The sequence below is a fragment of the Psychrobacter sp. CAL346-MNA-CIBAN-0220 genome (genome assembly GCF_040309805.1).
Classification (GTDB): Bacteria; Pseudomonadota; Gammaproteobacteria; order Pseudomonadales; family Moraxellaceae; genus Psychrobacter.
Map to the genome: position 1 here is coordinate 200,827 of NZ_JBEOPF010000004.1, position 24,878 is coordinate 225,704.

Here is a 24,878-nt window from a genome sequence, read left to right on the forward strand (position 1 = left end):
GCTCCTAATTCCATAAGCTAACCCCTATATAACCATGAATATGCAAATTTTAGTAAGTGGTTGAGGGTTGTCTAAGCAGCACTGTTTAAGTCAGTGGCGTGATAACTGGGTATGAGAGAGATAAAGCAGTACAGATATCATGGCCTATTAGACAATCTTTGTATTTACTCCAAAAGCATCAACAGGCATTAGGAAAATCGCAATGGCAACAAGACAAGATAATACCATTAGCAACATCAAAACCCTTAACTATGACGCGATCATCGTTGGTGGCGGTGGGTCAGGTATGCGTGCCTCACTACATCTGGCCGAAGCGGGCATGAATGTTGCGGTAATCACCAAAGTATTCCCAACGCGTTCGCACACCGTTGCCGCTCAGGGTGGTATTGGTGCCAGCCTTGGTAATATGAGTAATGACAACTGGCATTTTCACTTTTATGACACCGTTAAAGGGTCAGATTGGTTGGGTGATCAGGACGCTATTGAATATATGTGCCGTGAAGCACCAAAAGTAGTGTATGAGCTTGAGCACATGGGTATGCCGTTTGACCGTAACGAAGACGGTACAATTTATCAGCGTCCGTTTGGTGGTCATACCTCAAACTATGGCGAAAAAGCCGTCCAACGCGCTTGTGCCGCCGCTGACCGTACCGGTCATGCGCTACTGCATACTTTATATCAGAAAAACCTTGAGCAAGGCACGCAGTTTTTTATCGAGTGGATTGCACTTGATTTGATCAAAGATGAAGCCGGCAATATTAATGGCGTTATCGCTCTTGAGCAAGAAACTGGTACGGTCGCGGTCTTCCAAGCACCGATTACTGTCCTAGCAACGGGTGGTGCTGGTCGTATCTTTGCGGCATCTACCAACGCCTATATTAATACCGGTGACGGTATCGGCATGGCGGTTCGTGCTGGGGTACCACTACAAGATATGGAATTCTGGCAATTTCACCCAACGGGTGTGGCAGGCGCTGGCGTACTATTGACTGAAGGGTGCCGCGGTGAAGGGGCTATCTTACGTAATAAAGATGGCGAAGCCTTTATGGAGCGCTATGCGCCAACTGTTAAAGATTTGGCCCCGCGTGATTTAGTGTCGCGTTCTATGGATCAAGAGATCAAAGAAGGTCGTGGTTGTGGCCCTAATGCTGACTATATCGTTATGGATATGACTCACTTAGGTGTTGAAACTATCATGAAGCGTCTGCCATCAGTATTTGAGATTGGCAAAAACTTTGCGAACGTTGATATTACCAAAGAGCCTATTCCGGTTATCCCGACTATTCATTATATGATGGGCGGTATTCCTACCACCATTCACGGTCAAGTCATAACGCCTGATCTAGAAGCGGGTACTGACGACGAAGGACTGTATACCAAAGGCAATGTGGTTAAAGGTCTGTATGCGATTGGAGAATGTGCTTGTGTGAGCGTCCACGGTGCCAACCGTTTAGGGACCAATTCACTGCTTGATTTACTAGTCTTTGGCCGTGCTGCTGGTAAACATATTGTTGATGAATATCATCATGCGGATCATACCTATAAGCCTCTTGATCCTCGGGTTCTCGATTTCACTGTTGGCCGTTTAGATAAGTTACAACAGTCAACTGAAGGCTACAATGCGCAAGACGTGGCTGACGAGATTCGCGAAACCATGCAAAAGCATGCTAGCGTATTCCGCACGCAAGCTATGATGGACGAAGGTGTTGAAAAAATTCTAGCACTGGGCGCAAAAATTGATCAAATCCATTTAACCGATAAATCACAAGTATTCAATACCGCGCGTATTGAGGCATTTGAAGTCGCAAACCTTTATGAAGTGGCTAAAGCGACCATGATATCAGCAGCTAACCGTCATGAAAGCCGCGGCGCGCATAGTGTATCAGACTACGATCGCCCAGAAGATGATGACTATGCACCAAACGGTCGTAACGATCACGACTGGATGAAGCATACGCTATGGTACTCAGAAGACAATCGTGTTATCTATAAGCCCGTGCGTACTGTGCCGCTGACGGTTGATTACATTGAGCCAAAAGTTCGCGTTTACTAAGTATCGTTCGCGTACGGTTAGCTTACGTATGATAAGTAAGTCGCCAAATAATTAAGTAAGTAAGCCATTCAGCAATAACGTTTTAAGATTCATTAATTTATTAAAGATGACCGCCAGCTACAAGCTCATGCCAGCGCTACTGTTTTATCGATAACGATTGACTGCTAGCGCTGCCATGCTGCAACCTTTGTACGCCCGCCATCACCTATGTGTGGAGTTTAGCATTATGAGCCGAGGTACTCGCACCATCGAAATCTATCGCTACGATCCTGATAAGGACGCAGCGCCGCGTATGCAAACTTATACGATCGAGCTTCTAGATTCAGATCGTATGTTGCTCGATTTGTTATTACGCCTAAAGAAACAAGACGAAACCATCACTTTTCGCCGTTCTTGCCGTGAAGGCATTTGTGGGTCTGATGGTATGAACATCAATGGTAAAAACGGCTTGGCATGTTTACTTAACATGAATACCTTGCCGGAAAAAATTACCATTCGCCCGCTACCAGGCTTGCCTGTGGTTCGTGATTTGGTTGTCGATATGAACCAATTCTACGAGCAATACGAAAAAGTCCATCCTTACCTGATCAACGACCAGCCAGCGCCGCCAACTGAGCGTTTACAGTCACCTGAGCAGCGTGAAAAGATGAACGGTTTGTATGAGTGCATTTTATGCGCGTGCTGTTCAACCAGCTGCCCTTCTTTTTGGTGGAATCCTGATAAATTCTTAGGCCCAGCAGCCCTATTGAACGCCAATCGCTTTGTCGTCGATAGCCGTGATACTGACACCCAAGCTCGTTTGGCGCGCTTAGACGATCCGTTCAGCTTGTTTCGTTGTCGCAGTATTATGAACTGTGTCGCAGTATGTCCAAAAGGCCTGAACCCTACCAAAGCCATTGGTCATCTACGTAATATGCTGATTGATCAAGCGGGTTAAGTTCTGCGGTTTATAGTAATTTTATATAATGTCTTAATAAAAAACACCGTCCTATAATGGGACGGTGTTTTTTGTTGGCGGGTGTTTTTTGTGAAGTAGGCAACGGCTATAGCCTCGTATTAACCGTTAAGTATCTGGTCTTAACAATAGCGATTAATATAGTCAGACCTAAATAAAATGGATATGGTCAGTTCAAAATAAAATAGGTACAGGCACAATAATGGGCTACTGGTACAAATTTTCCTCGCTTGCTGTGTGACTGCGCCACTCCAGAGGCTTCGAAAAATTTATACCAATCATACTGACTCTGTTTTAAAGTGGCTGAACCCTTGCCGCTTTAGAAATGCTTAATCATGACTGATAGCTAATTTGATGTAAGTTTATAATAGCATCACGTTGGTAGCGTGTAAGAAGCCATGTCTGCTCCTTGATCTAACGGTATAATGATACTGGTTCCTAACGTTAGTTCTTAAGTTTATATGACCTATTAGGTTTATAGTACTAAGTATTTTTACATCATATTAGATATTTACCCTGTCGTTCAGAACTCGATAAAATAAAGCCATTATCTGCTAAGTTGGCACAAAAATACGTTTGTAGAAATGCTATCATAGCGACTGTTGGTTTGATCTACTACTAATTGCCTTTAGTTTTGTCTGATGAATGATCTACTGATTGTCTTATGAGTGATTTACTATGAGTAGTAGAAATATGTTTACACTAAGAACAGCGCTGATAGTAGATATTCATTATGTAAATACCTACTATTAAATAAACAAACTATGGCAGGCAAATTTAGCATGCTACTCTAGATAGCAGTTTATGTTTAGCACAAAGACAGCGGTTATTAGTCAAGAAAAGAACGGTTGTAGCAGGGAGTGGCTATTATATTGGCCTGTTAAGTAAAATAACCTTTTATTTAAATTCTGTTATTAATATATTGATTGGAGCTGACATCATTATATATAAGTTAACGTTGTGAAACGAGGCAGTAAACAAGACCGGATGTTCACAAATAGTTAATGTACCAACAGTTAAACAATCAAGATAGCTGATATGACCATAATTGTTTACTTTAAGAATCTATCGTACGTTCGTATTATAGATACAGACAGTATGCATTATCTTCTAAGCCATAAATTATTATTAGCAACCACATTCCTAGCAAACACTTTCTAATATCTGATGCCAATTTGTCCAAGCGCCCAGCATACGACGGATCACACAACAATAAGCACGATTCCATTCATTTATCTATCAAATAGACGATCATTATGAATAGTATAACTAAAGAAGCAGCTGACGTAGAACATACTGAACTCGCCGCTGACAACGCCCACTATATTGAATCCCTCTATGAGCAATTCCTAAGCGACCCTGATAGCGTCGATGCGGATTGGCAGCATTATTTCAAACAGTACCAATCTCCGAGCGATGCGAAGCACAACGCCATTAAAGAGCAATTCTTACTGTTAGCCCGAAATCAAACTGCCAACAAAGGCTCAGCTGCCCCCAGTAGTTCAGGGGCTGCAAGCTTAACCAACTGCGTTGACCCTAAGCAAATGGGCGTGCAACAGCTTATTTCTGCTTATCGCCGCCGTGGCCATCGTCGTGCTCAGCTCGATCCATTAGAGCTACAACCGCGCCCTGCGGTTGAAGATTTAACCTTGACCTATCATGGCCTATCAGAAGCTGACCTTGATACTGTCTATCCGACTGGCGACTTAAGTATTGGTAAGGCTGAAGCCCCGCTACGTGAGATTATTGAAATCATGGAGCGCGTTTACTGCCGTTATATCGGTGTGGAATACATGCACGTTACCACCAGCACCGAAAAACGCTGGATGGAGCAGTACCTTGAGACCAATTTAGGCTATATCAAATTTGATAACGAAAAACGCCTGTCTATTCTTGAGCGTCTAACCGCTGCCGAAGGTTTAGAGAAGTATTTGGCGCGCAAATATACTGGGGTCAAGCGTTTTGGTCTAGAAGGTGGCGAAAGCTTTATTCCGGCGCTTAATGAGATCATCCAACGGGCTGGCGGTTATGGTACCAAAGAGATGGTCATCGGTATGGCCCACCGTGGACGTTTAAATTTACTGGTTAACGTTTTAGGTAAAAACCCAGCAGATCTATTTGATGAGTTTGACGGTAAAGTACAGCCAGAAAAAGGCTCAGGCGACGTCAAATACCATAACGGCTATTCATCTAACGTGATGACCCCAGGCGGTGAAGCACATTTAGCCTTGGCTTTTAACCCCTCACATCTTGAGATTGTCTCACCTGTGTTAGAGGGTTCAGTACGCGCGCGCCAAGTTCGTCGTAAAGATACTACAGGTAACTTAGTATTACCGATTGTGGTGCATGGCGACGCTGCATTTGCTGCCCAAGGCGTGGTACAAGAAACTTTTCAGATGTCACAAACCCGCGCTTATACCACAGGCGGCACGCTGCATATTGTGATCAATAACCAAGTGGGCTTTACTACCAGTCGTCAAGAAGATGCGCGCTCAACAGAATACTGTACTGACGTCGCAAAAATGGTACATGCGCCGATTTTGCATGTCAATGGTGATGATCCAGAGTCAGTAGTATTTGCGGCTCAATTGGCATTAGATTATCGTCATGAATTTGGTAAAGATATCATCATTGATTTGTTCTGCTATCGCCGTAACGGCCATAACGAAGCCGATGAGCCTTCAGCAACGCAGCCACTTATGTATGCGGTGATTAAAAAACTGCCAACCACTCGGGCTATTTATGCAAAAAAACTCATTGCAGATGGCATTCTCAACAATGAAGAAGAAACAAAGTACGAAGATGAATACCGCGAGTCACTAGATCGTGGCGAATATGTGGTTAACTCTTTAGTGCTTGAGCCTAATACTGAGCTGTTCATTGATTGGGCCCCTTATCTCGGTCATGACTTAGTTGACGACTGGGATACCAGTGTCGATATTGAAAAATTAAAAGCCTATGGTCGCCGTATGGCAGAGCTGCCCGAGGGTTTTAAATTACAGCGCCAAGTACAAAAAGTTGTCGATCAGCGCTTAGCGATGCAAACGGGCGAAGAACCACTCAACTGGGGCGCCGCTGAAAACTTAGCTTATGCTACTCTAGTCGATAATGATGATGTTTTAGTCCGTATCACAGGTGAAGACGTAGGCCGTGGTACCTTCGCCCATCGTCATAGCGAACTATTTAACATTAATGATGGCAGTATGTATGTGCCGCTTGCTCATATGAGCGAGACCCAAGCACGCTTTGCTACCTATAATTCGCTATTGTCAGAAGAGGCAGTATTGGCCTTTGAATATGGCTATGCAACCACAGTGCCCAATGCCTTAATTGTTTGGGAAGCGCAGTTTGGTGATTTCGTCAACGGCGCCCAAGTAGTGATAGATCAGTTTATCGCCAGTGGCGAGACCAAATGGCAGCGGGTTTGTGGTTTGACTATGCTATTGCCACATGGTTTTGAAGGTCAAGGTCCTGAGCATTCTTCAGCGCGTCTTGAGCGTTTCTTACAGTTATGTGCTGAAGACAATATGCAGGTCATTACTCCGACCACGCCAGCGCAAATATATCATGCGCTTCGCCGTCAAGCGGTACGCCCAATTCGTAAGCCCTTGATTGTGATGTCACCGAAGAGCTTGTTACGTCATAAGCTGGCAACCTCGCAGTTAGAAGAGCTGGCTAATGGTAAGTTTGAAACCGTATTGCCAGAGATGGATCAGCAAAATGCAGATGAAATCACCCGCTTAGTGCTATGTGGTGGTAAGGTCTATTATGACTTACTAGAGCAGCGCCGCGCGTTAGGTCTTGACCATGTTGCTATTGTCCGTATCGAGCAGCTGTATCCGCTACCAGAAGCACGCTTAATTGCTGAAATTGAAAAATACAGCCACTTAGCCGAGATTGTTTGGACCCAAGAAGAGCCGCTGAATCAAGGCGCTTGGTATTACTTGGCTCCAGACATGTATCGCATCGTAGTACCGCATCCAACCAAAGCAAAAGTTTTAGAGCCTATAGCGCGTCCTGCTAGTGCGGCTCCAGCGACTGGTTCTGCGAAACTACACGTCCAACAGCAACAAGCGTTAATTGCTGGTGGTTTGGGTGTTAGTGTCGATGAGTTGTCTAAATAAATTAAGATAGTTAATTAGAGCATCGTTAGTCACTTATTCAGTACGCTAACGATCTCTATTTAGAAGCATTAGTACTTAGAAGCATTAGTATTTAGAAGCATTAGTACTTAGAAATACAAGTATTTAGAAACATCAGTATATAGCAGCATCCGCATCAGGCGATGACAGCCAGCCCACTATAATAGTAGCTGACTGCCTATCACGACTTAATAATAAATAGTAAAATCCAAATCTAAGGAGTATATCGATGGCTGAGATTAAAGCCCCCGTGTTTCCAGAATCGGTTGCCGATGGCACAATCGTTGAATGGCATGTCACTGAAGGTCAACAAGTTAACCGTGATGACTTATTGGCTGAGATCGAAACTGATAAAGTAGTATTAGAAGTGGTGGCGCCAGATAATGGCGTGGTAACCAAAATCGTTAAGCAAGTCGATGATACAGTATTGTCTGATGAGTTGATCGCAGAATTTGAAGCGGGTGCCAGCGCTAGTGCCGCTCCTGCTCCTGCGGTAGACCCAGACCAACTTGCGGCTCCGGTTCAAGCAAAACAAGCAGCAGATGGTGGTGAGCCGGTACAGGTCACTGACAAAAAAAGCACCGATAAAAAAGACAGCGTTGAAGCCGATCATAAAGATCAAAGCCCAGCAGTGCGTAAAGCAGCTAAAGAAAGTGGCGTCGATCCAAAAGATGTTGAAGGTAGTGGTCGCGGCGGCCGTGTTACTAAAACCGACATGTCCAGCCCCACCCTAAAAGCCGATAGCAGTATCACCACTGATAGCGGTCGTCCTGTCGCTGAGTCAGCGGGCGAACGTAGCGAAAAACGCGTTCCGATGACTCGTTTGCGTAAGCGTGTGGCTGAGCGTCTATTATCAGCGTCACAAGATACGGCGATGCTGACCACGTTTAATGAAGTCAATATGAAGCCTTTGATGGATTTACGTGCGCAATATAAAGACCGTTTTGAGAAACGTCATGGTGTCCGTCTAGGCTTTATGTCCTTGTTCATACGTGCGGCTACTGAAGCGCTTAAACGCTTCCCAGCCGTTAATGCCTCATTAGATGGCGACGATATCGTTTATCACGGTTACTATGATATCGGTGTAGCCGTTTCATCAGATCGCGGTTTGGTCGTTCCGGTATTACGTGATACCGATCAGATGAGCATGGCGGATGTTGAAAGTAAGATTCGTGAGCTTGGCGGTTTGGCGCAAAAAGGTAAGCTTGGTCTAGATGATATGACTGGCGGTACTTTTACTATCTCAAACGGTGGGGTATTTGGCTCGTTAATGTCAACGCCTATCTTGAACCCACCGCAAACCGCTATCTTAGGAATGCACGCTATCAATGATCGCCCAATGGCGGTCAATGGTAAGGTTGAGATTCTACCGATGATGTATCTGGCGCTTTCTTATGATCACCGTATGATCGATGGTAAAGAAGCAGTACAGTTCTTAGTCACTATTAAAGATCTGGTCGAAGACCCATCATTGCTGCTATTAGACCTATAATCTCATAAGCTTGTATTGGCAACCGCTGATACAAGCTTTTTGCTTTATCGTCTATGATAGATAGATTCTCTATAGACAGCTATTCTAGTTATTTTCAATATTCATTATAATAAATAAGTGCTATATCAGCACATCTACTCAAATAGTGTATTAACTATGCGCCTGACATTTGATATGTGGCTTGTTTATTAATAAACTGAATTGACTACTCACTTAACTATAAATAAAATTAAATATGGAAACGTATTATGAAAGACAATTATGATTTAGTCGTCATTGGCGGCGGTCCTGGTGGTTACGAAGCGGCTATCCGCGCAGCACAGCTTGGTATGAGCGTGGCTTGTATCGAAAAACGTATTTATAAAGGCGAGCCTGCTCTTGGCGGTACTTGCTTAAACGTCGGTTGTATCCCATCAAAAGCATTACTGGATAGCTCACATCGCTATGAAGCGACTAAGCATGACCTTGATGAGCATGGTATCAGTACTGGCGACGTTGCTATCGATATTGAAAAAATGATTACCCGTAAAGAAGGTATCGTTAAGCAATTGACCGGCGGTATTGCCGCTTTACTAAAAGGTAATGGTATCGACTGGCTACAAGGCTGGGGTACATTACTTGACGGTAAAGGTAGCGATAAAAAAGTTAAATTTACTGCTCTTGCTGACGAAGCAGAAAGCACTATCACTGCTAAGAACGTTATCCTAGCGGCAGGTTCTGTGCCTATCGATATCCCCGTTGCCAAAACTGACGGCGACCGTATCGTTGACTCAACCGGCGCGCTTGATTTCACCGAAGTACCTAAGCGTTTAGGCGTCATCGGTGCGGGTGTTATCGGTCTTGAGCTTGGTTCTGTCTGGCGTCGTTTGGGTTCTGAAGTTATTGTTTATGAAGCCCTACCTAAACTTTTAGCAGCCGTTGATAAAGATATGGCCAAAGAAGCGGCTAAAATGTTTAAAAAGCAAGGCCTCGATATCCGTGTCGATACCAAAGTGACCAATGCCGAAGTCCAAGGCGATGAAGTAGTGGTGACGACTGAGAACCAAGGCGAAACCTCAGAACAGCGCTTTGACAAACTCATCGTTTGTGTTGGTCGCCGTGCTTATTCTGAAAAATTGCTGGGTGATGACAGCGGTATTAAATTGACCGAACGTGGTTTGATCGATGTCAATGATCAGTGCAAAACCAATCTTGACGGTGTCTATGCCATTGGTGACTTGGTTCGTGGCCCAATGCTGGCGCATAAAGCGATGGAAGAGGGCATGATGGTCGCTGAGCGTATGCATGGCGAAAAAGCGCAGGTTAACTATGATACTATTATCAACGTTATTTATACCCATCCTGAAATTGCTTGGGTTGGTTTGACTGAGCAAGAAGCAGCCGATGCTGGCTATGAAGTCAAAACCGGTTCCTTTAACCTAGCTGCTAACGGCCGTGCATTGGCCCAAAGCGAAGCCCAAGGTTCGATCAAAGTTGTGGCTGATGCCAAAACCGATCGCTTGCTCGGTATGCATGCCATCTCTGCTGGTGCGGGTGATATCATCCATCAAGGTATGATTGCGATGGAATTTGTCTCTAGTATCGAAGATTTGCAGCTGATGACCTTTGCCCATCCAACCATATCAGAAGCAGTCCATGAAGCCGCTTTATCGGCAGATGGACGCGCTATTCACGCCATCCAGCGTAAAAAGCGTAAATAAAGAACGTGCTATAACCTGATCAAAGTGGCATTTAGCTTTCACTATCATTATGAAAATTAGAAGCTACTGCGGTCACAAGTCAGTGCGCCAGACGAATATGGTCGCGCACTTACTTTCACTTTTTATTAATTGTAAAAAATAAAGGATACAATCAATGAATTTACATGAGTATCAAGCAAAACAGCTACTAAAAAGCTACGGATTGCCCATTCAAGAAGGCATCATTGCTTATAGTGGCGACGAAGCAGCAGCTGCTTTTGATAAAACCCCAACTGACATCGCGGTTATTAAAGCGCAAGTACATGCGGGTGGCCGTGGTAAAGCGGGCGGCGTTAAATTGGTTAAGACTCGTGAAGAAGCCAAGCAAGTGACTGATGAGCTTATCGGCACTAACTTAGTGACTTTCCAAACGGATGCTGCTGGTCAACCGGTTAACTTCGTATTGGTTGCCGAAGACATGTACCCAGTACAGACTGAACTGTATCTTGGTGCGGTTGTCGATCGTTCTACGCGTCGTGTGACTTTCATGGCCTCAACCGAAGGCGGTGTTGATATTGAAGAAGTCGCTAACACTACCCCAGAAAAAATCTTCAAAGTAAACGTCGATCCATTAGTAGGTTTAATGCCTTACCAAGCGCGCGATGTGGCGTTCAAATTGGGTATGGAAGGCAAACAAATCAATCAGTTCGTTAAATTGATGACCGGTGCTTATCAAGCCTTCGTTGAAAACGACTTTGCTTTATTAGAGATTAACCCATTAGCGGTTCGTGAAAACGGCGAGATTGTTTGTGTTGATGGCAAAATTGGTATCGATTCAAATGCCTTATATCGTCTGCCTAAAATTGCAGCGTTGCAAGATAAATCACAAGAAAACGAGCGCGAGCTAAAAGCCGCTGAGTTTGACCTAAACTATGTTGCCTTAGAAGGTAATATCGGTTGTATGGTAAACGGTGCCGGTCTTGCTATGGCGACTATGGACATCATCAAATTGTATGGCGGCAAGCCTGCTAACTTCTTGGACGTTGGCGGCGGGGCAACTAAAGATCGCGTTGTTGAAGCATTCAAGATTATCCTTGAAGACAGCAGCGTTGAAGGGGTTCTAATCAACATCTTCGGTGGTATCGTACGTTGTGACATGATTGCCGAAGCGATTATCGCGGCGATCAAAGAAGTCGATGTACAAGTACCTGTGGTTGTCCGCTTAGAAGGTAACAACGCTGAAAAAGGCATTCAGATTCTAGAAGAGTCTGGACTGAAGCTGATCTCAGCTCAAGGCCTAGCAGACGCTGCGCAAAAAATTGTCGATGCTGTCAAAGCATAGTAGCCAACGCGTAATAGCGTGCGCTTAGTTATCGAGACTTCATGGCTTATTTAATAAGCAGTCTGTCACCCTCTTATTCAAGCTGCGGCTATTACAAGACAACCGAATACAAGGAAAAACTAATGAGTGTATTAATTGATAAAGACACCAAAGTATTGGTCCAAGGTTTCACTGGTAAAAACGGTACGTTCCACTCTGAACAAGCGATCGAATACGGTACTAAAATTGTTGGCGGCGTTACCCCAGGTAAAGGCGGTCAAACGCATTTAGGTTTGCCAGTATTTAACACTATGGCAGAAGCGATGGAAGCCACTCAAGCGGATGCTTCTGTTATCTATGTACCCGCACCTTTCGTACTAGATTCTATCGTTGAAGCAGTAGATGCTGGCGTGAAGCTGATCATTGTGATCACTGAAGGCGTGCCTACTTTAGATATGCTAAAAGCCAAGCGCTATATCGAAGAAGCAGACGGCGTACGTATGGTTGGTCCTAACTGCCCAGGCGTTATCACGCCAGGCCAGTGCAAAATCGGTATCATGCCGGGTCATATCCATTTACCGGGTAAAGTGGGCATTATCTCACGCTCTGGTACCTTGACTTATGAAGCAGTTGCTCAGACTACTAAGCTGGGCTTTGGTCAGTCAACTTGTATCGGTATCGGTGGAGATCCTATCCCTGGTATGAACCAGATCGACGCGCTGAAACTGTTCCAAGATGATCCACAAACCGAAGCTATTGTCTTAATCGGCGAAATCGGCGGAACGGCTGAAGAAGAAGCAGCCGCTTATATCAAAGACCATGTTACTAAGCCAGTGGTTGGTTATATCGCTGGGGTTACGGCTCCTGAAGGCAAGCGTATGGGTCATGCTGGCGCGATCATCTCAGGTGGTCAAGGTACTGCAGAAGAGAAATTCAAAGCCTTTGAAGATGCGGGCATTGCGTATACTCGCGATCCCTCAAAAATTGGTGATAAGCTAAAAGAAGTTACTGGCTGGCAGTAATATAGACAGAGTTCTATTAAGTAACTACTAAAACTGTATTGAAAAACTACAAAGACACCCCTACAATGGGGTGTTTTTTTATTTTAAGAATTGCTTTGGGTGAGGGTATGAAAAATAAAATATTAGTAACAGGTGGTGCGGGATATATCGGTACCCATACTTGTATTGCATTGCATCAAGCAGGTTACGATATTGTCATTTATGACAATTTATCTAACAGCAGTCGTGAGGCCGTTAACCGAGTCTCTACCTTGATCGATCAGCCCATCGAATTTATCGAAGGTGATATTCGCGATAGTGAGTCACTGCGGAAGGTATTTGCCGCGCATCAGTTCTTTGGGGTGATTCACTTTGCTGGACTCAAAGCCGTTGGCGAATCTGTTGCTAAACCTTTGATGTATTATAACAATAACGTTAGCGGCACGATCAGCTTGCTTGAAGTCATGGCGGAATATGAGGTTAAAAACTTTATCTTCTCCTCATCTGCTACGGTTTATGGCGATCCTGAGACCTTACCTATCGATGAGAACTCGAAGCGCTCTTGTACCAATCCTTATGGCCAAAGCAAACTGGTCGTTGAACATATTTTAGAAGACCTGGCGGTATCCGATAAACACTGGAATTTAATTACTCTTAGATACTTTAATCCAGTCGGTGCCCATGCGTCCGGTCAGATCGGTGAAGATCCCAACGATATTCCTAATAATCTCATGCCTTATATTTCCCAAGTCGCTGTCGGTAAACTGTTTAAGCTCAGCATTTTTGGTAATGACTATCCGACGGTAGATGGTACTGGGGTCCGCGACTACATTCATGTCACTGACCTTGCCCAAGGTCATGTGGCGGCCCTTAATTACTTAGAACAGCAAGATAGCTCAGAAAAAAACAGTTCAGTAGGTTTCTTACCTATTAATCTAGGTACCGGAAAAGGCAGCTCAGTATTAGAGCTGGTCACTGCTTTTACAGACGTGACCGGACAAAATATTCCTTATCAGTTTGCTGATCGCCGCGCTGGTGATATTGCCAGCTGTTATTCTAGTGCTACTAAGGCCAAAACCTTATTAGGCTGGGAAGCTAAGCTTTCTATCACTGATATGTGTGCCGATACTTGGCACTGGCAAAGTACCAATCCAAATGGGTATGAGTGACAATTATTTTGACGCTACTGTATTATTCATTTCAGTTATAACTAATTAAAAGCCTTGAGGCATCTATGAGCATTATTATTCAGACAGGACATCCTTCATCGTCTTCGGCTATGTTGATTGAAATGTTATATGAGCGTGGTTTAAACAGAGCAAACCCATCCAATGTCCAAAAGCTATCAGCAAATCAAATAGCAGATACTTTGAATAAAATCATAGGTCGCTCTCAGGATAACACTACCAATAAACTGGCGGATAATTTGGCGGTAGACTTCTTATTGGCTAATATAGATCAAGACAGTTGGGGCTGGGAAGCTAGCAGTAATTTGCTAGCGCTACCTTACTGGGCGTCTTTGGATAAAAATAGTCGATTCGTATTAGTTTTTGATCATCCGCAGAAGTTGCTTTCTCATCTAGAGCTTGAGGAGCTAACCGAAACGAATATCGATACTGTGATGCAAGAATGGCTTACTTACCATAGTGCGATGTTGGATTTTTGGAATAAAAATCAAGATAAATGCGTGTTGCTAGAGGGCAAAGCTGCCATTAAAAAAATTGTAAAAACTAAGGGGTTATTAGAATCTTTGAATGATTCTTTAGTACTAAAAAGTGGTTGGGAAACTGGCATTCATTCTAGAGTAGAAAAAACAGATTTAGAGTGCAACGGGAATATAACTTCTAAATTAATTGTCAATGAGCTTATAAAAAACTATCCTAAAGTTATCTCTATTTTCAATGTGTTATTAACTAAAGGAGATTTAATAGAAAGTAGTAGTATTTATAAGACTAAAAAGCCAGAAGTAAAACTATTAGTTGAGGCGCTAATAGATAGTAAAAAATCAATAGATAATCTAGCAAATAATTTAGAAGAAAAAGAAATTTTAGAGACTAGGCAATTAAAGGAAACAATTAATAATAAAGATATTGTTATAAAAGATATACTTAAAGAGCTAGAAACTTTAAAAATAGAAAATAAAGATATAAATATAGAGCTTTTAAGATTAAGAGATACTGAAAAAGGCAATAAAGAGCTAGAACATAATAAGGTTATAGTAGAAAATATCCAAGAGCTAGAAAATTTAAAGCACACCTTTAATAAAGAAATTAGCTGGCTGACTGAAGAATTACATAAGACCCAAGATCTACTAGAAGACAGTTATAATAAAAATATAGTGATTGAGGCTAAAGCAACAGTAAAAGCCTTAGCTGCCTCAGCAAAACCTGTAACTATATATCACAGTCCAGAAAGTAGAACCAAAAATGATTTGCCCTATCGTTTAGGTGCCGCAATGATAAGAACTAAGACAATAAAAGATGCGGTCTTATTACCAGCTGTATTAACTAAAGAGTATCATAAATTTAAAGAGATAGAGCAAGAGCTAATCAGTTTACCTGCATTAGAAAATGCAAATGATATCCTAGAGGTTGAGAAATTAAGAGGTCATTTATCTTATAAGCTTGGTAACACTGTTACAAAAAGTCTAGAATCTCCAAGGAAGTTTATAGCGTTACCATTAAATATAAGTAAAGAAATAATGAAATTCAAGAAGTAATCTCTACTAGCTATTTAATATAATTTTAAATAGTTATTAATTTATTCTTAGAAATTAGAGGCCTTAAGTGGATATTAAAAAAGCAAATCAGTTGTTTAAAGCAGGAAAGTTAGAAGAGGCTCTAAAAAGCTATAAAGAGATTACAAACGATAATCCACTTTATGAACAAGCTCAGTTCAATATTCAACTGGTTAATAGTAAACTAAATAAAAGTCCTGATTCGCTTAATGTTAAGAGTGTAGATGCTCCTAACATTGATATTGTATCTATGTTAGACGGCCCATTAGTTAGTGTGATTATGCCCGTATTTAACGTTGCTCCGTATCTAGATGCAAGTATCATGTCGGTATTAAATCAAACTTATAAAAATATAGAATTGATTATCGTCAACGATGCTTCTACTGATAATGGATTAAACATTATTAGAATGTTTGAAAAGCAAGACAGCCGTATTAAGGTCATTAACCTAGAGTTCAACACTCTTGGTGGAGCGGGCATACCGAGCAATATAGGGGTAGATAGTGCTAAAGGCGACTATATTGCTTATGCCGATAGTGACGATATTTTAGATAAAAGTGCAATTGAAAAAATGGTGACAACTGCATTATCAACACAAGCCCAAGTAGTCCTAGCAGATTTCTGTACGTTTAATAATAGTACAAGAGTAGTGGAGCCAGCTTATGACAAAGAACGATGGGCTGGATTGCCTTTAAATACATGTTTTAATCCTAAAGAATATCCCTCGGTACTTAAGCTTTCAGCTGTCCCTTGGCGTAAACTTTATCAAAGAAGTTTTCTAAAATTATATGACATACACTTTCCCGAGGGAGATTATTTTTACGAGGATAATCCGTTACATTGGCTTGTCATTATTAACGCTAAAAAAATAGTTATTATCGACTATATTGTAGCCTATCATAGAATGGATAGAGTTGGGCAAACGATGGGGGCTGATGAATATAAACTAATCGCTCATATCCAACATATCAATACAACTCTAAATTATTTCCTGACATCAGATACAGAGATCGATGATATTTTTTGGATTGAGCTTCTAAGAAAGCTGGAAGTAATTAAATGGACAATTGAAAGACAGAATGATGAGTCGATTTCCCGTTTATTTGGAACCAGAATATATAGTCTGGCCAAGCGAATAATGAGTCTCTCAGAAATACCTACTAGCAAACTTTATGGTCAGATTCCTAGCCTTAAAAAAACTTTAGATAAACTTAATATTAAAAATAACAGTGTAGACCTTAGTATTGTTATACCCGTATATAACTGTGAAGATTTGTTGGAGAACACTTTAGAGAATCTTCAATCTATTAAAGGCATAAGTATCGAGGTCTTTTTAATAGATGATGGTTCTACTGACAACTCTAAAATGTTAATCGATAGATTTTCAGATAAGTACGAAAATTTTTATTCTTTTTCGCAGAATAATAAAGGTGCAGGGTCAGCGAGAAACTCAATAATTCCTCTTGCTACGGGGGAGTATACTTACTTTTTAGATGCTGATGATACCGTTGATATTAAGAATTTAGAAGAAGCGGTGCTTTACTCTAAGCAAAGTGATTTTGACTTAACTTTATTTAAGTATAATCTACACTATTATGAAAAAGACAGTCTTAACGAGATGTTTACTTCAGATAAAAAAACCTGGGAACGTTTACTTAAAGCTAAAAGTAATAAAGAGAAAAAATTACTTGCTCTTGGAATGATCAATTATCCCTGGATTCGAATAATAAAAACAACCCTTTTACATGATGAGAATATATTTTTTGGTAAAACGGTCGTACATAATGATATTCCTTATCATTGGCACAGTTTAGCAGTAGCAAAAAAGATAGGTATTTTTGATAAAGCAGTTTGTAATCATAGAAAGTTTGAAGAAAGGGAGCAAATTACAAATATAGTAGATGAAAGACGTATGATGGTATTTGAGGCTCAACGCTATACTCAACATATTCTAGAGAAATATGAAATATTTGATGAAGCACTTCCCATATGGAAAAATTTTATAACTAATCTTTTAAATTGGGCAGCAGATAGAATTCCTAGTGAGCTGAAGAGTGATTATGCGATTAAACAAAAAGAAGTTATTGATGGTATTGATCAGCTAATACAGAATAAAAAACTTCACAATAACGTTGAGGGTATAAACTCAAATATCGGTTTTTATCGGATAATAGGCAATAGTATAAATGGTTTACATGTTGAAAATCAGTCCTTAGGCAGTCTGCGACATATTGTTGAGCATGAATCTAATTATAAAGACGTAGATAAGTATTTTGTTTTGAATAGAATCATTGATGAGGATATTAAGCAGACTTTAATAAGCTACCTTCAGAAGCATGATATTAGTTATCTAGTTATAGATTTTAATCTTGAGAATTTCAAAAATATAGGCTATGACTTAACAACTATGCCAAACAGCTATTATTGGTTTGAGAAGAAAAGTGCTTGGCATACTTTGATATGTAATACTGCTGTTCGAAGATTAAAAAATGCTTATCTGATGAATAATAATGGATCTAGAAACTTTGCTCTAGCTCATGGCAAAAACCATCATCGTTGGACTATGCCTTGGGATGGTAATTGTTTTCTTTCAGATCAAAGCTTTAATATGCTCATAAAAAACCTTGATTCAACAGATGCCAAGTATGTATTGACGCCAATGGAGCGTGTAACTAATAATGATTTGATCGACCGTAACAGTTCAATTACTAATAGTGTCGAAGAGCCCCAAATTTCATTTAGACAAGATGCTTTAGAGATTTTTAATGAGAACAGGGTATATGGATCTCAACCAAAAGTTGAGCTGTTTAAACGTATTGGGTTTAAGGGGTCTTGGGATAAAATTGTATACTTATATCCTTGGGAAAAAAAGTTAGAGTATGATATCTCTAAAGATGTAGGTTCTTTTACAATATCTTCAGGGGTGTTTAGACTACATTCTGGTAACAGTGAGGCAGCGGTTGACGGTAGAACACGATCACATACCAGAGCACGTGGCATATCAGATAATATTGATAGTGTAGAAGTGGAGTACTTAAGAAGTAACCTTTCTAAGAGTTCATATAAAGCAGACATTTTGAAACTTCTTTATAAAGCTCAGACCTATGAAAAAATCAGCACTCTTCACAAAGAAGTATTTATTTCTCAGACTACTGATATTAATACTTGTAGTAGCGACGTTAGAGTTTATGTAACCTTATACTTGTATGGTACAAATTCACTTACTGACAAATATGTATCGAAGTACGACCTTACTAAGTTACATCCTAGAGAGAACTTAAACTTAGAAAATATTCATAAATTTAAGGCTGCTTTAAACCAAATGCTTACTTGCCTACTTGTCTCTTTATCAATGCATGATTTAGAGCAGTCAATTAAGTCTAAAATCGATATTATAATGTTACTTTATTACTACTACGATAAAAAAGAGCAGAAAGGGTATGGTAAAAATACCCACATTGATACTATGATTGAAATAATTAAGATTTTATTTAAAGAAGTTTTTGAATACGATGTGATCAAAGATCTTAAATTAGCTAAAGCTTATAAGTAAAAGGAATAACTAATGGATATTGCAATGGCAGGTGCTGGACTATCTTGTGCAGTAATTGGTAGAGAATTAGCAGAACAAGGACATAAAATTACTATCTTTGAGGCACGTAGCCATATTGCTGGTAACTGTCATACTGAGCGTGATGATAAGACGGATGTTATGGTTCATGTTTATGGCCCTCACATCTTTCATACCGATAATGAAGAGGTGTGGAATTATGTCAATAAATATGCAAAGTTCCAACCGTACACCAATCGTGTAAAAAGCACTACCCAAGGTCATGTTTACTCGTTACCTATCAATTTACTGACGATTAATCAGTTTTTTGATAAAACTTTGTCGCCAAAAGAGGCAAAATATTTTATTGAATCAAAAGCTGATATGAGCATTACAGACCCACAAAGCTTTGAAGATCAAGCTTTGCGATTCGTAGGTCAGGATCTCTATGAGGCATTTTTTAAGGGTTACACTAAGAAGCAGTGGGGATTAGATCCAAAAGCCTTACCTGCTAGTATCTTAAAGCGCCTACCTGTGCGTTTTAACTATGATGATAATTATTTTTCTCATCAGTACCAAGGAATGCCACTTAAAGGCTATACGGCTATGGTCGCTAATATACTAAACCATCATAATATTAAGATAAATCTGAATACTGCCTTTAATAAGTCACAAGTAGCAGATTATGATCATGTGTTCTACTCTGGTACTATTGATGGGTTTTATGATTATGAATACGGTCGCCTGCCTTACCGCACATTAGATTTTGTCAAGAAATATGCTGAAGGTGACTTTCAAGGCTGCGCTGTGATGAATTATGGTGATGAAGATGTTCCTTATACTCGTATCTCTGAACATAAGCACTTTGCGACATGGGAAGAGCATAAAAATACAGTTTATTTCGAAGAGTATAGCCGAGAGTGTGAGCCAGAAGATATCCCATATTATCCCATTAATTTGTTAGAAGGTAATGAACTAATCGCTCAATATAGAGCGAAAGCTGCAGAGGAAGACAAAGTAACTTTTGTAGGTCGATTGGGTACATTTAGATACTTAGATATGGATGTCATTATAAAAGAAGCTTTAGAATTAGCGAACCACTTTAAAATTTAAAAAAAGGATTACTATGAAGCATAATGAGATTTTATTTATATCCCCTGATAGTAATCTTAATTTTCACAATTTTTTTGATGGTTATGCATTTTTTGGCGTAAACCTAGTTATAGGCCGTAAAGGTTTTGAAGATTTCTCTAAAGAGCATACTACTTACAATAGCTATGAAGATGGAAACTATATATTAATTGATAAGATCAGTGAAGATAAATATAGATTGAGCCGAGATTATCATGGCTATTATCCCCTATTTTATTATGATGCTGGGGATTATTGGTGCGTGAGTAACTCTATCATTTACATAGTTGAGCACCTAAAAGATAAAGGTATATCGGTAAGTTATAATGAATCTAACGTTGAGATTTGGAAGTCTGAACTGGCGTTAGCTTTGCAGTTGACGTCATACAATACCTTTGTTAACGAGATTAAAGTGTTACCCATTAGCCGAGATATTATCTTAGTTAAAGATGATAATGATAATCAGATATATATAACTAAAAGAGAAAAAAGTCCTGAGATTAAAGAGAGCTATAAAACTGCTTTAAAAAATTGCTTAGAAATATGGAGAAGTCGATATCTGACTATCCTCTCTAATAAAGACATAGCATTACACCATGATTTATCAGGTGGTCTGGATAGCAGGTGCTTATTATCTTTTATGATGAATAATGCAAAGGTAGCTAAAGATGCCGAAAGTAATAATAGACTTAAAATTAACTCAAATCCAAAGCATACTAAAGACTTTGAGATTGCAAAACGCCTAGTTTCTTTATTCGATTTTAATTTAAACACTAAAATTGATAAAAAATATCAGTTAGATAAGCCTTCAGCACAAGATAGTTACGCTGTTTGGAAGTATTTCAATGTTGGTAGGTATAGCCCTATAGTATTTCCTATAACAGACTTTAAATCAAAATTGATGGAAATTGGTGGTGAAGGAGGAGGAGATAATAGAAACTTTTATTCAGGTACCTCTGATAGTAAGTATTCAACTTTTTCTGAATATATAGAAAAATACAAACAATTCTTTTCTTCAGAGGATAGATATACAGAATGGGTAAAGCAGATAGACGAAAGTTCATCTGTCCTTAAAGAAGATAGTGAAATAGATGTTTCAGTTTTACATTATAAAGAGTTCAGATCTACCTGTCACACTATAAAAAGTCCTAGAAGCAGAATGAAAATCGCCGTTTTAGGTAGTAAGTATTTTGATAAACTGAGCCAGTTAAGTTCTAAAGATGAAATAAAGTCTGGACAGAGTCTATATGACGTAATGTACAATAATAGTAATAAATTATTATACATTCCTTTTGATCATCCTAGCAAAGGGATGACTGACAAAAATATATCATATCTTCCTATTATAGATACTGAGGATAATATTCAGCGTGGAGAGATATATTGGTCTAAGAATGAGGAGCGTTCAGATTTACTATTTGAGTTACCCATAGATTTGGATGTTAGTTCGTATTCTTCCCCATTACAGATCTTACGTGATAAAGCATTTATGTCTTTAGAAAAAAATAAAGAGCTTATCGAGTATTATTTTGGAAAATCATACATAAATAAATTCTATCAAAAATTTGAATCTATTGACTTCCAAAATTCAATAGATAACTTACAAACTCCGGGAAGCTTTATGCACTCTCTTATCTTAATAGAATTTATGAGTGATATGAATTAATACTAGTCATTTTATAACAACAAGTATTAGTTTTTTAATTACATGGGTATAATAATATCTACTTTCTTTATAAATGGTTGTTAGTAGAATATTTAGAGTCAGTGATAATACTTTCAATTTATTTATTATTAATAGTGTCGTTATTTTAAGGTTTTGAAATGTCAAGTGATTTTATTAAAAATCTATGTGAAAGTGAGAAATTAATAGATATAGGTAATTTAGGTACTGCTATCCAGAGTTCAACTTCGAAGTGGTCTCAAGGTAATGATGCTCAACGTGCCGTAATTAATAATGTATATAAAGACTTTGCTTTTCATACTGATAAAGAGTTAAACCCGTGGTGGCAGATTGAGTTTAAGTCTCTAATTGCTGTTGAGTATATTGTCATTAATAATCGTAAGAAAAATCCTTTTGATGAAATAGCTTCTAAACTAAGAATAACTGCTTACGATAAAGATGATAACGAAGTATTACTATATCTTGGCACGGTTTTTTTTGGTAGTTCTCCTGAAAGTATGCCTTTAACTATTCCACTAAAAAGTAGGGTTTTATTGAAAAAGTTAAAAATAACTCTACTCAAAGAAAATTACTTACACTTATCAAATATTAGATTTCTTATTAAAGACCCTTTAAGAAATATAAAAAATAATTTCGTTGCAAATAGAGCGGATGGAATGGGTGAAAGGCTGAGGGCACTATTAAATGTTATGCTCTTAGCAGAAAAAAATAATGGTAACTTTATATTCTCATGGCAAACTAATAATAATGACTTCCATGCTACTAACGAAAAAGATTTAATTTTCAGTAAAAACTTTCAAAAACAGCACATAATGGAACGCAAAAAAATTAAAGAAATGCAGTTGTATTCGCTCAAAGAATTGTCATCAATAAACCAAGCTCAAGTAAAAAATTGCGATGGTTTTTTGGTACAGCAAGGTAATATATCAAAGATGTTACCTTATCCTTATACTAATTTTAATAGTATGGACTATAAAAAAGCGTTTAATAAAGTAGGCTTTAGTGAGAAAGTATTACTAGCTAAGAGCCACGCAGAAAGCATACCACTATCTGATAAGGTTGTTGCTATACATATTAGAGCAGGCGATATAATTTTTGGTCGATATAGATGGGAACCTGCTTTTTATTCAAAAATAATTCCATTTTTTCTTTTAGAAAATACGATACAGAATCTTATAAAAGAGGGGTTTAGTATAGTTATCTTTGGACAAGACGATGATTTTTGTAGTTATTTAGCTGATAAGTACAATATATTGTATTCTAAAAATCTTATCAAAAAATATTATAATGAATCTCAAATTGCTTTATTTGATATCGTACTAATGTCTCGATGTCAGATAGTTATTGCGGGTTTTTCTGGTTTTGCCATCTTAGCTCTTTGGATAGGAGGTGGAGAAAGAAAAAGTGGTTATGAATATACCCCTAAATTAGATAGCAGGTTGAAAGCGTTTAATGACTTTTATGGAAATAAGGAAGGTTTTTTATATTCTGATAAAATTAACCCACTCATAAAGTCTTTCTCTATTATACAGTTTGTGCATAAATTCCAAGAGAGTCTTTCTATATCTGATAAAATTGTCTATTTAGAAAAATGTATCAGTTTAGATGATGAAAATTTTTATTATAAAATATTTTTAGTGTCTTTATATTATAAGGATAATCAAATTGCAAAAGGTGATTTGTATCTAGAAGGTCAATTAAGAGATAATAAGCTCAGGAGCTTAGAAAATCTCGCGCAACTTATACAATGGAATGATACAACACCTTTGACGCATCTTATCGAGTATTTCAACAGTGCAGCAAATCAAGGAAGTATAGTTGCCGCTCTTGTGCTACTAATAAATGATATACATGTGAAAAAAGATATTAATGTAGATTTTTATAAAAAAATAGTTGAAAATAAAGAAAATTCAATAAGCACAATTTTAATCAATGAAAAAATAAAAAATATATCTTAACTATTTACGGGTTTGAAAAGGAGAGCTAAAAAATGAAAAAGGCATTAATCACTGGTGTGACTGGTCAAGATGGTAGCTATTTGGCTGAATTTTTATTGGAAAAAGGTTATGAAGTACACGGTATCAAGCGCCGTGCATCGTCATTAAATACTCAGCGGGTAGATCATATATATCAAGATCCACATGAAAAAAATAAAAGATTTCATCTACATTATGGCGATCTAACTGATACCTCAAACCTAACTCGTATCTTATCTGAGATACAGCCGGATGAAGTTTACAACCTTGGTGCACAGAGCCATGTAGCCGTTAGTTTTGAGTCACCAGAGTATACCGCTGACGTTGATGCTATGGGCACTTTAAGACTGCTAGAAGCTATTCGCTTCTTAGGTCTAGAGAAAAAGACGCGCTTTTATCAAGCCAGTACTTCTGAGCTATATGGCTTAGTACAGGAAACCCCGCAAAAAGAAACCACGCCATTTTATCCGCGCTCACCTTATGCCGTAGCAAAAATGTACGCTTACTGGATCACGGTCAACTATCGTGAGTCTTATAATATGTACGCATGTAATGGTATTTTATTCAACCATGAGTCTCCACGTCGTGGTGAAACTTTTGTTACCCGTAAAATCACTCGTGGCCTTGCTAATATTTCTCAAGGACTTGATAGCTGTCTATATATGGGTAATATCGATGCGCTACGCGATTGGGGCCATGCAAAAGACTATGTACGTATGCAGTGGATGATGCTACAGCAGGATACTCCAGATGACTTTGTCATTGCCACTGGTGTGCAATACAGCGTGAGAGATTTTATCAACTGGTCAGCAGCAGAGCTCGGTATCACACTACGTTTTGAAGGCGAAGGTATCGATGAAGTCGCTATTGTAGCTGCGATAACTGGTGACAATGCATCTGCGCTTAATGTAGGCGATGTAATCTTAAAGATTGACCCCCGTTACTTCCGTCCCTCTGAAGTAGAGACCTTATTAGGTGATCCAACCAAGGCGAAAGAAATACTTGGTTGGACACCCGAGATTACAGCACAAGAGATGTGTGCAGAAATGGTACAGGAAGATTTAAAATCTGCTAAAAGATATGCGCTGCTAAAAGCTCATGGTTATGAAACTACAATTCCATTTGAGTAACTACTTAACTATTAAACAGTAGAATTA

The 24,878-nt window shown here is 39.3% G+C and carries 14 protein-coding genes; all 14 read left to right on the forward strand.

Annotation, left to right across the window (positions count from 1 at the left end):
• Nucleotides 1-202 precede the first annotated feature (202 nt).
• The 14 genes from sdhA (at nucleotide 203) to gmd (ending at nucleotide 24,851) form a co-directional block, all read left to right on the forward strand.
• Nucleotides 203-2,053 (forward strand): succinate dehydrogenase flavoprotein subunit, encoded by a 1,851-nt coding sequence (gene sdhA / locus AAEY88_RS09810; protein ID WP_350561891.1) that lies wholly within the window; start codon nucleotides 203-205, stop codon nucleotides 2,051-2,053.
• Between the two features lie 226 nt (nucleotides 2,054-2,279).
• On the forward strand, nucleotides 2,280-2,990 hold the full coding sequence (locus AAEY88_RS09815; protein ID WP_350561893.1) for a succinate dehydrogenase iron-sulfur subunit: 711 nt from the start codon (nucleotides 2,280-2,282) through the stop codon (nucleotides 2,988-2,990).
• A 1,274-nt stretch (nucleotides 2,991-4,264) separates the two neighbouring features.
• Nucleotides 4,265-7,132 carry a 2-oxoglutarate dehydrogenase E1 component gene (locus AAEY88_RS09820; protein ID WP_350561895.1) on the forward strand — a complete coding sequence of 956 codons (2,868 nt, stop codon included), beginning with the start codon at nucleotides 4,265-4,267 and terminating at the stop codon, nucleotides 7,130-7,132.
• Between the two features lie 247 nt (nucleotides 7,133-7,379).
• The gene (odhB, locus tag AAEY88_RS09825; RefSeq protein ID WP_350561897.1) at nucleotides 7,380-8,642 is read left to right on the forward strand and encodes a 2-oxoglutarate dehydrogenase complex dihydrolipoyllysine-residue succinyltransferase; all 1,263 of its coding nucleotides are present in this window, start codon (nucleotides 7,380-7,382) and stop codon (nucleotides 8,640-8,642) included.
• Between the two features lie 248 nt (nucleotides 8,643-8,890).
• A complete protein-coding gene (gene lpdA / locus AAEY88_RS09830) occupies nucleotides 8,891-10,342 on the forward strand; it encodes a dihydrolipoyl dehydrogenase (protein WP_350561899.1) in 1,452 nt (483 codons plus the stop codon).
• A 154-nt stretch (nucleotides 10,343-10,496) separates the two neighbouring features.
• Entirely contained in the window at nucleotides 10,497-11,663 is a 1,167-nt protein-coding gene (sucC, locus tag AAEY88_RS09835) for an ADP-forming succinate--CoA ligase subunit beta (RefSeq protein WP_350561901.1), read from the forward strand.
• Between the two features lie 122 nt (nucleotides 11,664-11,785).
• The gene (gene sucD, locus AAEY88_RS09840; RefSeq protein ID WP_350561903.1) at nucleotides 11,786-12,664 is read left to right on the forward strand and encodes a succinate--CoA ligase subunit alpha; all 879 of its coding nucleotides are present in this window, start codon (nucleotides 11,786-11,788) and stop codon (nucleotides 12,662-12,664) included.
• 107 nt (nucleotides 12,665-12,771) lie between these two features.
• A complete protein-coding gene (gene galE, locus AAEY88_RS09845; protein WP_350561905.1) occupies nucleotides 12,772-13,812 on the forward strand; it encodes a UDP-glucose 4-epimerase GalE in 1,041 nt (346 codons plus the stop codon).
• Between the two features lie 65 nt (nucleotides 13,813-13,877).
• Nucleotides 13,878-15,362 (forward strand): hypothetical protein, encoded by a 1,485-nt coding sequence (locus tag AAEY88_RS09850; RefSeq protein ID WP_350561907.1) that lies wholly within the window; start codon nucleotides 13,878-13,880, stop codon nucleotides 15,360-15,362.
• A gap of 67 nt (nucleotides 15,363-15,429) precedes the next feature.
• On the forward strand, nucleotides 15,430-18,933 hold the full coding sequence (locus AAEY88_RS09855) for a glycosyltransferase family 2 protein (protein ID WP_350561909.1): 3,504 nt from the start codon (nucleotides 15,430-15,432) through the stop codon (nucleotides 18,931-18,933).
• A gap of 12 nt (nucleotides 18,934-18,945) precedes the next feature.
• Nucleotides 18,946-20,043, forward strand: coding sequence for a UDP-galactopyranose mutase (gene glf, locus AAEY88_RS09860; RefSeq protein ID WP_350561911.1), 1,098 nt, complete (start codon nucleotides 18,946-18,948; stop codon nucleotides 20,041-20,043).
• 13 nt (nucleotides 20,044-20,056) lie between these two features.
• The gene (locus AAEY88_RS09865; protein ID WP_350561913.1) at nucleotides 20,057-21,727 is read left to right on the forward strand and encodes a hypothetical protein; all 1,671 of its coding nucleotides are present in this window, start codon (nucleotides 20,057-20,059) and stop codon (nucleotides 21,725-21,727) included.
• 158 nt (nucleotides 21,728-21,885) lie between these two features.
• Entirely contained in the window at nucleotides 21,886-23,703 is a 1,818-nt protein-coding gene (locus AAEY88_RS09870; protein ID WP_350561915.1) for a hypothetical protein, read from the forward strand.
• Between the two features lie 32 nt (nucleotides 23,704-23,735).
• Nucleotides 23,736-24,851 (forward strand): GDP-mannose 4,6-dehydratase, encoded by a 1,116-nt coding sequence (gmd, locus tag AAEY88_RS09875; RefSeq protein ID WP_350561917.1) that lies wholly within the window; start codon nucleotides 23,736-23,738, stop codon nucleotides 24,849-24,851.
• The last annotated feature ends 27 nt before the right edge of the window (nucleotides 24,852-24,878 follow it).